The 15,705-nt window shown below is 50.7% G+C and carries 16 protein-coding genes and 1 tRNA gene; 8 read left to right on the plus strand and 9 right to left on the minus strand.

What is annotated here, in order from left to right; genetic code table 11:
- Positions 1-66: 66 nt before the first annotated feature.
- Both QQL54_RS08325 and QQL54_RS08330 read right to left on the minus strand, forming a co-directional pair.
- Entirely contained in the window at positions 67-525 is a 459-nt protein-coding gene (locus tag QQL54_RS08325; protein ID WP_284389539.1) for a LysM peptidoglycan-binding domain-containing protein, read from the minus strand.
- 128 nt (positions 526-653) lie between these two features.
- The gene (locus QQL54_RS08330; protein WP_284389541.1) at positions 654-1,025 is read right to left on the minus strand and encodes a hypothetical protein; all 372 of its coding nucleotides are present in this window, start codon (positions 1,023-1,025) and stop codon (positions 654-656) included.
- 561 nt (positions 1,026-1,586) lie between these two features.
- Between QQL54_RS08330 and QQL54_RS08335 the strand changes: the two genes are divergently transcribed.
- Both QQL54_RS08335 and QQL54_RS08340 read left to right on the plus strand, forming a co-directional pair.
- A complete protein-coding gene (locus QQL54_RS08335) occupies positions 1,587-1,946 on the plus strand; it encodes a response regulator (RefSeq protein WP_284389544.1) in 360 nt (119 codons plus the stop codon).
- A 109-nt stretch (positions 1,947-2,055) separates the two neighbouring features.
- Positions 2,056-2,484: a response regulator gene (locus tag QQL54_RS08340; protein WP_284389546.1), complete on the plus strand. Its 429-nt coding sequence runs from the start codon at positions 2,056-2,058 to the stop codon at positions 2,482-2,484.
- 551 nt (positions 2,485-3,035) lie between these two features.
- Here QQL54_RS08340 and QQL54_RS08345 read toward each other — a convergent pair.
- The 3 genes from QQL54_RS08345 to QQL54_RS08355 are packed head-to-tail and all read right to left on the minus strand — an operon-like array spanning position 3,036 to position 6,899.
- The gene (locus QQL54_RS08345; RefSeq protein WP_284389548.1) at positions 3,036-3,686 is read right to left on the minus strand and encodes a biliverdin-producing heme oxygenase; all 651 of its coding nucleotides are present in this window, start codon (positions 3,684-3,686) and stop codon (positions 3,036-3,038) included.
- Between the two features lie 22 nt (positions 3,687-3,708).
- Entirely contained in the window at positions 3,709-4,809 is a 1,101-nt protein-coding gene (locus QQL54_RS08350; RefSeq protein ID WP_284389550.1) for a PepSY-associated TM helix domain-containing protein, read from the minus strand.
- 44 nt (positions 4,810-4,853) lie between these two features.
- Entirely contained in the window at positions 4,854-6,899 is a 2,046-nt protein-coding gene (locus QQL54_RS08355; protein ID WP_284389552.1) for a TonB-dependent receptor, read from the minus strand.
- Positions 6,900-7,075: 176 nt separating this feature from the next.
- On the opposite strand from QQL54_RS08355, the gene QQL54_RS08360 reads away from it, so the two are divergent.
- On the plus strand, positions 7,076-7,453 hold the full coding sequence (locus QQL54_RS08360) for a YbaN family protein (protein WP_284392471.1): 378 nt from the start codon (positions 7,076-7,078) through the stop codon (positions 7,451-7,453).
- Between the two features lie 445 nt (positions 7,454-7,898).
- Here QQL54_RS08360 and QQL54_RS08365 read toward each other — a convergent pair whose 3' ends face one another.
- Positions 7,899-9,047: a serine hydrolase domain-containing protein gene (locus QQL54_RS08365; protein WP_284389554.1), complete on the minus strand. Its 1,149-nt coding sequence runs from the start codon at positions 9,045-9,047 to the stop codon at positions 7,899-7,901.
- Between the two features lie 121 nt (positions 9,048-9,168).
- Between QQL54_RS08365 and QQL54_RS15535 the strand changes: the two genes are divergently transcribed.
- Positions 9,169-9,699, plus strand: coding sequence for a winged helix-turn-helix domain-containing protein (locus QQL54_RS15535; RefSeq protein WP_431355929.1), 531 nt, complete (start codon positions 9,169-9,171; stop codon positions 9,697-9,699).
- Between the two features lie 294 nt (positions 9,700-9,993).
- Here the strand turns inward: QQL54_RS15535 and QQL54_RS08370 are convergent.
- Positions 9,994-10,068: transfer RNA gene (locus QQL54_RS08370), tRNA-Gly, on the minus strand.
- A gap of 110 nt (positions 10,069-10,178) precedes the next feature.
- On the opposite strand from QQL54_RS08370, the gene QQL54_RS08375 reads away from it, so the two are divergent.
- Positions 10,179-10,790: a hypothetical protein gene (locus tag QQL54_RS08375; RefSeq protein WP_284389556.1), complete on the plus strand. Its 612-nt coding sequence runs from the start codon at positions 10,179-10,181 to the stop codon at positions 10,788-10,790.
- A gap of 6 nt (positions 10,791-10,796) precedes the next feature.
- On the opposite strand, the gene QQL54_RS08380 is transcribed toward QQL54_RS08375, so the two are convergent.
- On the minus strand, positions 10,797-11,843 hold the full coding sequence (locus tag QQL54_RS08380; protein ID WP_284389558.1) for a proline iminopeptidase-family hydrolase: 1,047 nt from the start codon (positions 11,841-11,843) through the stop codon (positions 10,797-10,799).
- 119 nt (positions 11,844-11,962) lie between these two features.
- Between QQL54_RS08380 and QQL54_RS08385 the strand changes: the two genes are divergently transcribed.
- The 3 genes from QQL54_RS08385 (at position 11,963) to rsgA (ending at position 15,073) form a co-directional block, all read left to right on the plus strand.
- Positions 11,963-13,126, plus strand: coding sequence for a CaiB/BaiF CoA transferase family protein (locus tag QQL54_RS08385; protein WP_284389559.1), 1,164 nt, complete (start codon positions 11,963-11,965; stop codon positions 13,124-13,126).
- Positions 13,123-13,686, plus strand: a complete 564-nt coding sequence (locus QQL54_RS08390; RefSeq protein ID WP_284389561.1) for a hypothetical protein — start codon at positions 13,123-13,125, stop codon at positions 13,684-13,686. The genes QQL54_RS08385 and QQL54_RS08390 overlap by 4 nt, the downstream gene beginning before the upstream one ends.
- Before the next feature lie 304 nt (positions 13,687-13,990).
- The gene (gene rsgA, locus QQL54_RS08395; protein ID WP_284389562.1) at positions 13,991-15,073 is read left to right on the plus strand and encodes a ribosome small subunit-dependent GTPase A; all 1,083 of its coding nucleotides are present in this window, start codon (positions 13,991-13,993) and stop codon (positions 15,071-15,073) included.
- Positions 15,074-15,110: 37 nt separating this feature from the next.
- On the opposite strand, the gene QQL54_RS08400 is transcribed toward rsgA, so the two are convergent.
- On the minus strand, positions 15,111-15,452 hold the full coding sequence (locus QQL54_RS08400; protein WP_284389566.1) for a hypothetical protein: 342 nt from the start codon (positions 15,450-15,452) through the stop codon (positions 15,111-15,113).
- Positions 15,453-15,705: the final 253 nt, after the last annotated feature.

The raw sequence follows: 15,705 nt of genomic DNA on the forward strand, positions 1-15,705 counted from the left end.
CTGCTCAACCATAATCTTGCCGCACAGTTTCGTACAGCATAATCTGGCCGACACCGAGCAGAAGGCCTAACACGTCGTCCGGGGCAGAATGATCGCTTGCCCTACTTGAAGTGAGTATTGACTGTCCAAATCATTATACGCCCTTATGTCTTCCGTCCGGCTACAGAAGCGGCGGCTTAGACTATAGGCAGTGTCGCCGGCTTCAACGATATGGGTGTTCCAATATATAGGGTTCTTGGCTTGAGGCATTTGGACGGATGCTTTGGTCAAAGATGGTAGTGCCTTGTCTTTATAGGCCGGGACAGAAGCCATAGTGGCTGGTTTGATGCGGGGTGTGATATGGCTGGCGTCCGCCATCATTTTTGCAATCTCTTCCGGCTTCTTCTTTGCCGCAAAATCTGAACTCACATAAATCACTGTGGGGGGCGGGCTCTCCAGCTGAGCATAGGGCAGCGGATCTGCTACGGCGCATGCCGCTAAAATGAATACACCAGGTGCCGCAATGATATGGCGTGAAAAAGACATGGAGCTCTCCTGTAGAATAGGGTGAGGAAGGGTCTGAAAATGCTTTGGACGACCATCCAATTTGGGATGAGGTGGGAGCCTAAATGGTCGTCCAAAGCGTATCGCGGACTTCCGTCCACGTTACTTCTTTATCGAGCTGTGTAAGCGCGGTTGTCGACAAGGACCGGCATGGTCGTAATGGACTTGTTAGCCTGTGGGACCATTTTGTTGAAACCACGGTCCAGGTTGGTCGAGCCCGTATCTAGAGCATATGACACTTGGGCAGATGGCGCTTTGGGCACAGGTAAAACGACCCGTTTGATACGACGTTTTGTTGTGGTCACAGCCGATTTGGTATCACTGACGACAATATAGGCTGAATCCTGAAGGCCTTGAGTCGTGGCCGTCGAAGGCTGGGTGGGAAACTTGTTAAACGCGTTCCCAGCATGCGCCGTTGAGGCGAAACACAAAGTCGAAAGCGCAACGCAAGCTATCATTGTTTTTTTAAACGTGAAGGTCATTTTGAGTTCCTTTCAGAGGTCGGTAAGATGAAGATGGCCGAAACCATCATGTGAAGTTTAGTTTTGAGGTTTGGGCGCAAGCCTTAACGGCGGCGCTGAGATTTTTAGCCAAGCGACATTGTTCATGGACATCACTGTCCACGGAATGAAGGCGCGTTGATAGATCTGATTAAGATCAGGTCTATGAGATCGTCAGGAGCGACAATCCAACTTAAAAATCTCGGGCACTCTGTGAGCTGTCTTCTGAAGACGGCCACTAAAGGGAAAGTGCCAACTATTTGTATCAGGGCAGATTGACTAAATACTCCGGGTATCCGTCAAAATGATCTGAGACATAAGTTATCCCTGCAAAACCATCTAATGGGCAGGATTTAATGGTCGGTCTATATTTGCGGTTAAGGGCGGATTAATGCGAAAATCACTGAACGAACGCCAAAACAGGCCGAAAGAAATCGCGACATTTCGTCCATGGTCCAAATTGATACAATGTGTTAACACTTGTTCACCAAGCTGTAATGGTGTACGGGGGCCGTGCAACCCTAGGTGCAAGAGGCTGAATATATGAGGCGTTTTTTACTAGTCGATGATGAGAAACATGAATTCATGTTCGTGAACTTTCTATTGAAAGATCGATTTAGGGACGACTTCAGTTTAGGCTATGCTCAGAATATAGCGGATGCACAGTCATACCTCTCAGAACAACCTGTCGATTTGATCCTGTTGGATGATCGTTTAGGGCGCGGCATGACATCAGCCGATTCTATTCCGCAATTGCAGAAAAGAGCCTTCAATGTGCCAATCGTGGTGATTTCGAAAGACATCAACTCAAACCACCTCAAAGACCGAATTCGTCTTGGCATCAATAAGGTCGTTGATAAGTTCCAGTTCAAATCCGCATTGGCGAATGGCTTATTAGACTGAGGCGTCGGTATCAATATCGAAACGGACCGTGTCTTTGTATCGGTAATTAACGCGCGCTTTACTAAGACATTTCAGACCCTGTTCACTAAGCGGAGCTAGGTGCCAGAGCATGGGCACCATTGATCAAAACTACAAAGTCCTTCTCGTCGATGACGACCCCGAGGAAGCCATCATTATAAAGCGAGCTTTGAAGGCCGTCACGAAACGAGAGTGCTTCGTAACGCACGTCTCAAAGTGCAGCCGGGCCATACCTGAGCTTCATCAAAATGACTTCGATCTTATCATTTTAGATAATCGTTTAAGCAGATCGATTAACGCCAAGTTTACCGTCCCAATGATGAATGCAGCGAGAGGCGCGATGCCGATGGTTATTGCGACGGCAGACATAAGTCAGACTTACCTGTGTTGTGCCAGCCACCTTGGCGTTGACTACATCATTGACAAGCTAGATCTCGTAAAGTTCCTTGGCGGGCAGGTGAACGGGCTAGTGTTTGGCGTCCAGGACAATCTCTGCGGTGGCACAAGCAAAGCTGCCTGACTGGTTTATGTCTACCCTTTCAAATAGCATCATTATCGAACATCTGTTTAACCGATGCCCTTTCGGCACACGATGCAGAGTCGCCTATTTGCGGCACCGACGCCCTTTAAGAGGACTCGATTTTGCGATGTGGATACTGTCCATTTTGGGGGTTTTGAAAATGGAGCGGGCGATGGGATTCGAACCCACGACATTCAGCTTGGGAAATGAAAATTGGGATGTTCGGTCAGTGCGCTACAGTTGACGATTGTTGACGAAATGTGAGCCGAATTGCCTTTGAAAATCGGGGGTTGTGTCGGCCGTTTTTGTCAATTCTAGTGAAGAAGCGTGAAACTTTGTCGAATGAGTTTCGATCTAGAACTCGTAACCGCGAAGTAACCGCGTCACAAAATTGGTTTCAAAACAGACATTTACCGAGAAGGTCGTTTAGTCCAGCTTGGCGGCAGAAACCGACTTTGGCTCAGTGACTTAAAACGCGCAAAAACGGACGCTCACTAATTGTAGCTTACAGTCGCCTAAATTTTGCAGACACTTAAAGTGTCGGACTGATTTTATCCCGTCAATGTGGTCGATAACGCTACATTAAAACGGAACGCATTTTTCGCCGCTTCAATAGCCCTGTCTTCATCGTCCTCAGGCAAGGCGATGTCGTTGAGAGCCTTCCTAAAGTCCTTTTTGAAGCCCGAAACATTGTCTATTTTTGGAAAGTTGTAAAAGTTAAGGCACTCTTCCGGAAGGCCAAAGTTCTTTCCTAAAAGACGTTGCAAAACCAGACCTCCGTTTAGGTCTCCGAGATAGCGCACATAAATATGCGCCAACATGGCTGGATGATTTTGCATGAGAGCTTTTTTTATATCCGCTTGATAGGTGAGAGTGTTTGGGGAAATAGCGGGGCAGACAGGCTTTTTACAAAATGTGCGAAGATGCACCAAATCAGTTTCTATCGCGTGCGTTCGAGCAATAGGTTCCCCGATGTAGGGCTTAAGCCTGGGATAAGTCTCAAGCCATCTTCTAGAGCTCTCCATCGTTTCATAGATCGGCTTTAGGTTTTTAAGAAAGCTGATATAGCTGGGTAAGCTTGCGGTGCCGCGAAGAACTTGATTGATAAATCCCGTTGTCTCTGCCTCTTTGTGCAGGTCCCACGTTTCTGATTTTAACAGATCGGCCAGTCCTCGGCTGCCCACTATCGTTTCCGTGCTCATTTCAAATCACTCCGAAATTACTTTATGGATTGAGACGAGGCCGCGGTCGGAGCACACGTTTCCACCACAGATGTAAACCTGTCAGCGACATCAAAATGAGAGCCACTCCGATGAGAATGATTATCGGCACTCTCAATGCTCCAAACAAACGTCCGGAGTGTAGCCTTTGCGCGATAGCCCCAGCTTTCCCCGCTCCAGATAAGCTCTCACTAACGCTTAAACCTTCGCATTGGGCATGAACCCAAATGCGAGTATCCGCATCGAGTTGGTCAGTATCTGATCCGTAACTGAGATACAGAACATGAAAGTTCTGCCACGGGGCCGCAAATTCAGCCTCAAAAAGCCGATGCTTTGGATATTCATTTAAGGCAAACGAGACGGCCTCACCCACTGATATGGCGCTACCACATGTGGCGTCCACAAATTCAGAAGGAAGGGTGCTGGCCATACGGTCTGTTTGGGGTGTTAGCCCTTTTGGAAACCAGTCAGGTTTTGACCAATAGGTTCCGCTCAGTCCCCAGAGCAGCACAGTAACGGACAACCATAGCCCTGCTAAGCCATGGAGCCTAAAGCTCTTCGTGATCCATGGCCCTTTGAAAGATGTCTTTTTGGCCTTCTTCCACGCGCGTCCGCGACCGGGCCACCATAACCAAACTCCCATGATAGCCAGAGCCGCCATGAGTATTCCAACAACGGCTATAAGGATGAGACCAACTGTGCCCGCCAGTAGGTTATAATGAAAATCGATAAGGTGATGCGTCCAAGTTCTGTCTAAGTAGAAGGTGCCTGTGACTTGGTCACTGGCAGGATCAAAACTGATAATTTGAACTTCACCACCATTCTCTGGCCTGTCGGACATCCCGTAGATCATCTCAGCGGGCGTCACGATCTCTGCACTAGGGCCAAGATAGCCAACAGGCAAAAAGGTCTCTCCAGCCTTAACCTGCGCTGCTTCGATAAGATTATCTATATCAACCAAAGTTGATCGCTCGCCTGAAACAGACAAAGCTCCCGTCTCTAGTTTCATCAATGATCCGGTAAACGCCAAGCCGATCCCTGTAATGGATACGGACAAGATGAAGAGTGCGGCGACAGCGCCCATCCAGGCGTGGGTGTCCAGCACCCAATCGCGCAAGTTTCGGTGTTTTTGAGAACCAGCCTTAGGCACTAGAAACGATAGTCCAGTCCGACACTGACGCGGCGAAGGTCACCAATGGTTCCCGATGCGCCTTCGGAGAACACGTTGACCGCATAAAACTCATCAAAGACATTGGTGGCATCAATGAAGAAGCGCGCTTGTCCAATCGTATAGCTGGCTTGCAAGTCCATTGTGAAATAGCTGTCGACAGCGTTGGCGTCCAAATTGGCATCGTCGCTGAAGTATCCGTCTGAATATCTAGCAAAAGCGCTGAGTTCGACGGGTTCTATCGGGTTCCAAACTGCGCCCGCTATCGCCGTTAAGCCGGGTGCGCGTTGAAACTCATGTCCTGTGGTTAAAGCACCCGCTGTCGTATTGCTTTCAATTTCAGTGTCGGTCAGTCCCAAGCCCGCATTTAATCGTAGCGTTTTTGTCGCTTGAAACCGTACATCGACCTCGCCGCCAATGGCGCGCGCCTCAGGCGCATTCGAAAAGACATTAGCGAAAAAGTCAGGACCAAGCTCGACCAAAGTTGAGAGCTGAATGTCTTTAAAGTCTGTGTAGAAGACATTAGCATTGACGCCCAAACGACCGCCTAAGAAATCACCGCGTAAGAACGCCTCGTAATTCCACAATGTCTCTTCTTCGAAGACATCCTGCTGGAAGGTTTCGAAGTTGAAGGTAAAACCGCCCGCATTAAACCCTTTTTCAGTTTGAAGGCCGATGCGGACATTGTCTGTGACATCATAGGCTAGTTCGGCTTTGGGCAAAAACGCATCGAACGTATCATCAAAGTTGATCGGGATTATCGTGAATCCCCCTGTGCGAGTCTGGCTGTCTTTTTGATACCGTCCGCCTGCTGTCAGGAAGAGGCGATCAGTAATCCCGTATGTGCCTTCCACGAAAAGACCGAGGCTGTCCCGATCCCCTTCAAAGCTGCCGCTCCCAATCCCGAAGCCTGCTAGGTTGATGGCATCATCATTATCGATGGCGGAGACATAGACACCTGCGAGGCCCGTCAGGCGGTCTGTGTTGAGCTTGACGAGAAACTCATTGCTGACCTCATCAGAACTAATGGTCGCCTCCCCGGACCCTGCGGGCGCAAGGCGCGTCGCGTTCCCATCAGAAATGGTGAAGACGTTCTGAAACGAAATTGTATCGTTCAAATCATATTTGATATTAGCGATACCCGCCGTGGCATCGGTTCCAAAAACCGCAAAGGTCGGATTGAACCGCGTGAGATTTTCAAATGGCGCGTCTAAGGTTTCCGACTGTGGACCTTCTCTGTCAGAGTGAGAGACTGTTAAGAGCACATCCAGACCCGGCATAGATGACGGGCGGATACCGAGCTTGCCGCGCAATGACAGGCTTTCGGTTTTTGTGAGGCTGTCAGCGCCAAAATCGTTGGTTACGCCAAGCGGTTCGATAAACGTATCTTGTTCCCGATAATCGGCAGAGAGGCGGAAGGCGACATCGCCATTGCCGATGGGGCCGCTGATAACGCCAGAACCTTGCCGTGTGGCATCGTCGCCAACAATAGCTCGAACGCGGCCCTCAAACTCTTCAAAATTCGGATCATTCGTTTCGACAAAAATCGCGCCGGAGATCGCATTGCGCCCCTGAGTCGTGGTTTGGGGGCCTCGGAAGATTTCGACACGCTTGATGTCCCAGGCTGATGCACTGGCATAAACAAATTCATTGAAAGACAGTTGTCGCCCGTCCACTTGAATTGTTGTGCGTGGCAGAGCGCCACCAAAGAATGACTCAACGCTCGTTAGAATGCCGCTTGTATTTGATCCCCGAATGGTTGGGCCTTGGCCATCTGCTCCACTGCTCGTTACGTTGGCGGTCTGTTGATAGATGCGCTCCAGCGTATCGGGTCCAGCAAAAGCATCGAGTGTTGCGCCTGTTGTCACGACGACACTGGACCCTGTGTTCTTTAGAGTCGTCTCTTGGCGCTCCCCGGTGACGATAATCTCATCGAGTTGAACGGATGTTTGCGCCAACGCGGCATTGGAGAGAAGGCTCAGTGACGTGCTCAGTAGAAGAGCGATAGAGAATTTGGAGCGGAACATATGACCTCACAAGAATGAATTCGAGGCCCTCTAACCAATAGCGATATTGATGTAAATGAGAATGAGTTGCAGGTCTGCATTTATTTTGATAGGTGTCCAAACACTCACAAATACCGCCGAGGAAAGCCGTGAAAAATGCTGATAATCCGCCAAGTCTCAATGGCTTTACCTCTACTATGAAGCCTTACGCTCCCGGGCGCTTTCTCTGGCTAAGTCTTGGGTTGGTTTGCCTGTGTCTGGGAACAATAGGCGTGTTTTTGCCTCTACTCCCGACCACATCATTTATGCTTGTTGCGGCCTTTGCGTTCGCTCGCTCATCTCCCAGACTTCACAGGTGGCTGTTGCAGCACAAAGTTTTCGGAAGGCTTATTCAGGACTGGCAGACACACCGGGCGATCTCGATAAATGCAAAGATTGCTAGCCTCATATCCATGATTGTGATTGTCGCTTTTAGCGTCTTCTTACAGCTCCCAGCCTTTGTGATTTGGTTGCAAATAGGTGTGCTCAGCCTCGTTAGCCTATTCCTCTGGACGCGACCAAGCTCACCTGAATAGCTGGGCGTGATACCGTCAGATCTTAAATGCAGATGCCGACCTTGTCACATCAGACGTTGAGCGTCTTAAAGTCGCCCCATAACGGCCACTCGAGCCAGAGACGTAAAACGCCCAAAATAAGACGCTCACCAAAGTCTGCATCTGGTCGTTTCCAGCCGTTTTAATGGCGTCATGCCAACGGCTACTTTGTGGACAAAGCGGACATCGGCTGAGTATCCTTGAGGGTAGAATTTAGGGCGCTTAGACTTTCAAAATCGAATACGAAGAGTTGCGATGCGTGCATGCGTAAATACACTTACCGCAGACGAAATCGGTCAATAATAAAACAGATTACAGTATTAAAGCACGAATGCGCATTGCAGCGACAGCGTATCATGAAAAGCTCACCAAAGTGCCGACCTGTCGTGGAATTCGAGGATGCGACCTTGGATCTAGGAAGCCACGGCTATAATCGCTTTGAACGGGCAACATAGCCATGAAGTTCCGGCGAGTCCGGATCGAGCAAATCAAGAATGTCGACCATTGCCGATATCCCAGCCGCATTCGTAGCGTTCAGAAACACAACCAAACCATCGCGACTATCCTCATAATAGTACGCCAAGGTAACCATAGACCAATCCGACCCTAAATGTCCGACCGTCTTTCCATCTTGAAGGTCGAAGACATGCCAACCCAATCCATATCCGGATCGATCCGGACACAGTGCATCCGGAACAGGTCTACAATCATATTCGGCTTCAGGCTTGACGATTGAATTACGTTCCTGCGTTAGAGCGATCCCCAGTCGTTCATCTGTCATCGTTGAAATAAGAAATTTCGTGTACTCCGACAGTGATATGACCATGTCGCCTGAGGCAGAAAAACTCCCTTCCTCACGACACCACCCTTCTGGCCGACAATAGTGACCATGAAATTGTCCATCCTGATCTAGTGTTTGGGCAATTTGAGCAAACAAGTCAGATCGAACAGTCAATGATGCATTGTTTAATTCCAGAGGCGTAAATACGTAGTGATCAACCAGTTGTTCTAAGGGTTCACCAAGCTTCCGTTCAACAAATTCTGCTAGATACTTATATCCCTCTCCAGAGTATCCATAAGTCGTGCCCGGATCAGATACGAATTTGAGCTTTCCGTCTTCGGCGAAAAAACGCCAATTCATAAAGCCTGATGTGTGGGACAAGATCATACGGGGCGTGAGAAGCTTATGACGAGGGTCGTCCATGAGGTCCGGATCAACCCAGTAATCGAACATGGGTTCGTCCAACGATATCCGGTTCTCTGCGACGAGCGATAGAACAGTTTCTGCGATCACCGTTTTTGTGATCGATGCGACATTGAATAAAGTGCTCTCAGAAACAGCTGACACACGAGATTGCTGACCGAAGCTCCTTGTCCATTGAACCTTACCGTCTTTGATAACAGAAATTGCGGCTGTGTTGATACCATGTTCTTCGATCACTTCCTGCAAGTGCCGCTCGATTTCAGCTTCCTCACTCTTTGCAATTTTCCGAATGTCTTCCGGCTCAGTGAAAATGGTGATAAATGCAACGCCCATGATGAGGCCGAAAAATGCTAGTATGATTGCAGTACGCATCTTTAACTCTTTATCAGTGTGTGGTCCTCCTAAACGTATGCCAATCAACCGCCGTCTATATCACCTGAAGAATAATGAAGATTCCTGATAATGTAGACAAAACAATACTTTAAAGTAGGTTATGCGATATTCCTTCAAAGATCTGTCAATTGACATCACATCTCGATCTGTGTCCCGCGATGGAGAAGCCCTTAAGCTCCCGGAGCTCAGTTTTGAGCTACTCTTAGCTTTAGTTCAGTCAGCGCCTGCTATTCTGAGTCGAGAACAGCTTTCAAATACGGTTTGGAGAAAGACCCACGTATCTGACGAAACAATTGCTCAGCGCATCAAACTGCTACGGAAATCTTTGGACGATGATCCAAAGAACCCGCGCTATATTCGGACAATTAGAGGCAGAGGCTATACACTCTTGGGCGTGGTATCCGGACAGGCTGAACTGTTTCAGACCACTGTCGTTCCAAGGTTCAATATGAAAGCCGCAATTGCCGTCATATCGTTTTTCTGCGTGAGTGTAACACTTATCGTGTTAATCCCCTTAGAATCTGATGCACCAACTACAGAAGGAGTAGTATCCGATATTAATCCATCGTCGAAAAATAAGAATAAGAACAAAATCGGCCAGATTCGGGGAGATGAACGGAGGGCGTTTTAAGCTGCTCAGATAGTGTCAGCATTGCCCCCCCCCATAGCGAACATCAGACGACTTTTACTGCAGCAGTCAAACAGCAGAAGTTTCATGACCCCGTCATGAGGAAGTCCGTACTGGCTCCGAATAATTTCACATTTGGAAAGCGTTGATGCGCCTTCCCTCGTGTTCATGCCCATCATGTAACCACGAAGTAACCGAGCCCCTCGGACCCCGCGAAGAGCAACTCTCGAACCCAGTCGAAAACATCGAATTGGCTTCAATGTCCCGTAGAAACGTCGATTTTACTGGTTCAAGAAATGGAGCGGGCGATGGGATTCGAACCCACGACATTCAGCTTGGGAAGCTGACGCTCTACCCCTGAGCTACGCCCGCCGCGACGGATCGCTTAGGTCGGTATGCTGCGAGAGGCAAGCCAAGGATCGGGGCATCGACAGAGATCGCTTCGTCATCTAGTCTCCTCAAACTTAGTCAGGGGAAATCGAATGACATACTGTTTTAAGCAACTTGTCGTGTCAGGACTCCTCTGCAGCGGTCTGGCTGTGCCAGCTGCCGCCCAAGTGAATTGCGACATGGGAGAGCCTGCGCCGAATATGCCGGAAGGCTTCGCCCAGTTCGATTTCATGGTTGGGGATTTCGTCGTCATGGCGCGCCGGATGACAGCAGATGGGTGGAGCCCCTCCATTCCGCTAGCAAGATGGAACGGGCGCTATGCTCTTAACGGTCGCGCCGTCATGGACTGGTGGCATACGCCCAAAGATTCCGGGATTAATATCCGCCTCTATGACGAAACGGGTGATCTTTGGAAAACGGCTTGGACCCACACGGCTAATCTGCAAACGAAAGAACTTCACCAAAAATTCGACCCTGAAACGGGCCGAATGAAATTGTGGCAGGTCTACCCTGAAGGCGACGAACGCCGTATCTATTTCGAGACCTATGCTGACGGTGGCTGGGCCCGTATCGATGGCCGCAAGGATGAAGACACCGGAGAATGGCGCGATAGTATTAAACTCGAAGCCGTTCCGACGCCCTGCATCGCCGGACAATCACATATGATGCCAGAGCCCGAGGCCCCCGCCAAACCGGCGGAGTGAGGTCGTCTATTCTGCGATAGATCGACCTGCATCTACATCCTGAATAAAATCAATCAGCGCTGGAAAGTAATTTTCCGTATCGTCCCATTGTGCAAAATGCCCGCCATTTGGCATTTCAACATAACGCGCCTGCTGCATACGCTCCGACATCATACGTTTAAAGGCAGGTTCCATCGTGTCGTGGCTGGCCGCCATAACCAAGGTCGGCACAGCGATTTCGTGCAACCGATCTGTAATATTCCAATCGACGAGCAGACCGGATGCGCCAAGCTCGCTCGGTCCCTGCATCGGAATGTAAACCTCAGGATTGAGATGCGGGAAGGCTCTCATCACAGGCTCCGGCCATTGGTCGGCAGGCCTGCGCAGAATGTGATCCACATAATGATGCTCCATCAGCAGACCCATATAGTCCGGGTGCTCATACGCTTCCGCTGCTTCCAGTTCTTCCAGCCGAGCTAGAACCGCCGGATCCATATCGGCCATCAGAACGTTATGGGCATAGTCATTATAGGCGGGGATCGAACTCACCATGTTCGACACGATCAATCCCTTGAGCTTATCTTGATGAGCGAGCGCATATTCCATGCCGAGAACACCACCCCAACTCTGGCCATAAAGGTAGAAATTATCGGCATTGAGCCCGAGCGCTTGACGCACCTGTTCGACCTCATCGACAAAGCGGTCTATGGTCAACAGATCATCCATATTGGGTTGATCTGAAAAATAGCTGCCCAGTTGATCGTAATAATAAAACTCGATTCCGGCATCCGGAAGATGGTCAGAGAAATTCTCGAAGACCTCATGTGTGCCGCCCGGCCCACCATGTAGCAGCAGAACCTTCATCGTTGGGCTGTCGCCGACTTTCTTTGTGAAGACCTCAAATGTGCCTTTATCTGTTTTGATCGGGATCATCCGTCCCTCGCCCACAACAGGCACTGGCCGTGCCTCCACAACTGTCAGCGTTTCCGAAGTCGAAGTCGGCGCTGTTGGTGTGCACGCCCCCAATATCAACGTCGCGGTGCCTAGAATAAATATTGCCGTCAAATTTCGCATGAAATGTCCCCTATCAGTATCTTGTGGCACGACACCGCGTAATCTCCAAAAGCGGTAGCGGGAGCAGATTGGACAAATCACGTGCGGCACGCGACAAGCATCGCAAGGGAGAGCATAGTATGAGCGACACATCGCACCTGCCGCTTCACGGCATTCGCGTCGTGGAGATGTCCACCATGATCACGGCGAGCTTTGCGGCCATGATCTTGGCTGAACAGGGTGCAGACGTCGTCAAAATTGAACCGCAAGGTATGGGCGACCCCATGCGCTTTATCGGCTCACAGAAATCGGGGCTCTCTGCGCTGTTTCACAATTGTAATCGCGGCAAGCAGTCCATTGCGCTGGATCTGAAAGATCAGGGTGATCTCTCTGTCGCGCGCAAGCTCTGCGAACGCGCCGATGTGGTTGTCTCAAACTACCGCCCTAGCGTGATGGCGCGGCTGGGTCTGTCTTATGAGGCATTGAAAGCTGTGAATCCGAAGCTCGTATTCGCGCGCATTACCGGGTTTGGCACCAATGGGCCGCAAGCCCTGTTACCCGCTTATGACCATGTCATGCAGGCACAGCTTGGCATGACGGCCGCCCAAGGCGAGGCGCAAGGGGGCGCACCGGTCCATATCCAGCACGCGATTTGCGACAAAGCGACCGCACTTATGGCGGCGCAGGCCGTATCTTCTGCCCTCTTCGCGCGTGAACGACTCGGACCTAATCAGGGCCAAGGCTCCCGCATAGATTTGTCCATGATTGACGCGGGCATGCATTTCTTCTTCCCTGACGGGCTGATGCAGCACACGCTGCTTGCGGATGACGCCATTCATCTTGATCCGCTCACGGCGACCTATGCGGTGATGGCGGCTCAGGACGGTTACTTCGTCATTGCTGGGATAGGCGACGTTCAAGCCAAAGCCGTTTTCAACCTGATCGGGCAGCCACAGCTAATTTATGACCCGCGCTTTGCCACGCCACGGGCCAGGCTCATGAACATTGGGGCTATGATTGCGGAAATGACGGCCCAACCCGTCGACAAACCGATCGCTGACGTGCTCGCCTATATGGAAGCGCATGATGTACCGTGCTGCGAATGCCTATCCCCGGAACAGGCCATGACTCATCCTCAGATCCAAGCGAACCGCACAGTCGCAACTGTTACTCACCCTTATCTCGGCGAAATCTTCTCGGTGCGTCCGGCCGCGCGTTTTAATAATAAAGATGGTATCAGCCACGCGCCGTCGCCGCAGTTGAACGAAAATAGTGCCGCAATTCTCAAGGCGTTGGAGTCATGATGAAAACCATAGGTCTCACTATCCTCTCGGTCGCGTGTCTGGCTTTATCGGCGAACACGGCCACTGCGCAAAATGTGGAAGACCCCTCTGTTGAAGCCCCGGTTCGAAAACCAGCCTGTACCGGATCACCTTATCGCGATTTCGATTTCTGGATTGGAACGTGGGAGGTTCGATCACCCGATGGGGCACTGGCGGGGACCAACCGGATCACGTCAGAAGAAAGCGGATGCCTTCTGGTCGAACGCTGGACAAGCGCCAGCGGTGGCACTGGCCAGAGTTACAATTTCGTAGACCGCGATACTGGCGATTGGCGACAAGTCTGGGTTTCAACAGGGGCAACAATCAATTATTCTGGCGGACTGGATGCGGACGGTGCCATGATACTGGAGGGCCGGATTGGTTATCTGCCGGGGTCGGACAATAATGGTCGATTTCGCGGCAAGTGGACGTTGCGTGAAGACGGCACAGTCGAGCAGGTTTTCCATCAATATTCTGAAGACACCGACGAATGGAAACCTTGGTTCACGGGCATTTACACAAAGATAGATGAAGCAGAATAGACGCCACTATCAACCCAACCATAGGCCTAGAAGTCGCCGATGACCTGACGCAGTCGGCTCGGCTTGCGTGAAATTGCAACGGAATATCTTGATGCAGGCCTATATAAAGCCTATGGTAAAGGTCTCTCAAATGGAGACTTCATGCCCCGGTAAAGTGGGGAGGCAACAGTCCTCCCGATGCAAAACCAACGATTGATATACACCGCCAAGACCGTTGGCGGGCCTGTTGGTTTGCAGTTTCGAACGACACTGATCCTATATGTCCGAGCTTTGCTCGTGACGAAGCCATGAAAGTTGACCCGCCATGACACGGGACTATTCCAAATTCCTACCACCTGAGATGAGACGCGGACATTCAGACCAAAACGACCCACCCCTTAAACGACTAGGGTGGCAACCTTACTTCGCCCAACAGACGAGCGTTGACGAGTTAGCTGACACGCCGCCTGTCCGCATCGTCGAAGTACACCGCAACGCGTTGCACGTTATCGGCGATGATATTGATGAACTGATCCCACCGCTATCAGACGCTACGGTTGGCGATTGGGTCCTGCTTAATCGCGAGCAAGCCCAGACCAGCCGCGTCCTCGAGCGGAAGAGCATTATACAGCGCCGCGCGCCAGGATCGGATCGACAGATCCAACTGATTGCGGCCAATATCGACACGGCGTTTATCGTCTCGTCCTTCAACCAAGATTTCAATGTGGCCCGGCTCGAACGTTACATCGCCTTGGCGCTTGACGCGGACATCACACCCGTCATCATTTTAACTAAGGCCGACCTGACCGATACACCGCAAGATTATCTGGATCAGGCCCGCGCGATCTCTGACCTCATAACCGTTGTTGCCCTAGATGCGCGCGGTGATGAGCCAAGGGAGAAGTTGGCAGAGTGGTGTAAACCCGGCCAAACCGTTGCATTTCTGGGGTCTTCAGGTGTTGGAAAATCGACTTTGACCAACGCTCTAATCGGCAATCAGTTGATTGAAACGCAAGCGATCCGCGAAGACGATGCCAAAGGTCGCCACACGACCTCGACTCGGCAATTACATGGTATTCCAGAAGGCTGCATGGTGTTGGACACACCCGGCATGCGTGAGTTGCAGCTCACAGATGCAATATCGGGAATCGGGGATCTGTTCTCAGACATTCGTGATTTTGCCAACCAATGCCGGTTCAGAGATTGTCAGCATGAAACAGAACCCGGCTGCGCAGTCCTGAGCGCCTTAGAACGCGGTGACATCGACACGGCACGGCTGAAACGATGGCGGAAACTCATCGCTGAAGAAGCGTTTAACTCCGCCAACCTCGCTCAACGTCGGAAAAAGGACAAAGAGTTCGGCAAAATGATCCGCCTCAACAAGACAAAGAAACCTGGGAAGTATTAGAATGGATACATGCATATGCACTCTGTCTGAGTGCCATCTACGTGCCCTTACGGCGAACGAATTTTAGTCCAGACCAGTCTGCATCGACGGCGCAAACTTTGACATCCACCCAACCCGTTGGGAGGATGAGGCGCCTGAGGTCATTACCAGTTAAGTCTTTGTAGAGCGAAGACGATTTCTTGGGCCAAGAGATCCATAGGGCTCCGCCATTAGCCACTTTTCCCAACGCTGTGTCGTACTTCCGTTCAAGCGTTTTGCGATCTGGGCAAAAGAGATGGACTATGTCAGCTTGTTTTGCCCGGGTTCTGAACGCAACATTTTCGGCCCCCGCAATGAGCTCTGAATAATGATCTGGCGCACCTATGGTCAGACAGGTCATACTTGGTTTCAAACCAATTTTCTGAAACAATGACTTACCTGAATATCCATGCGTCTGAGCAGGCGCTTTCGGCGGAGACTTGCCTGTCACCATGCTGTGATTCTCCATGCTCTGCTCGCCAAGGCGGGTTCTTCATAGCATAGATTATCGCGGTGCCGTGCGCAAAAACCCCCGACCAATGGGCCGAGGGTTCATTCCGGTTGTGGAGCCACTCGTTAGAACGCGCGGTGGCTTTACTTAGCCACATCCGTGT

Origin of the sequence: Algimonas ampicilliniresistens (genome assembly GCF_030159955.1) — a bacterium.
GTDB lineage: Bacteria > Pseudomonadota > Alphaproteobacteria > Caulobacterales > Maricaulaceae > Litorimonas > Litorimonas ampicilliniresistens.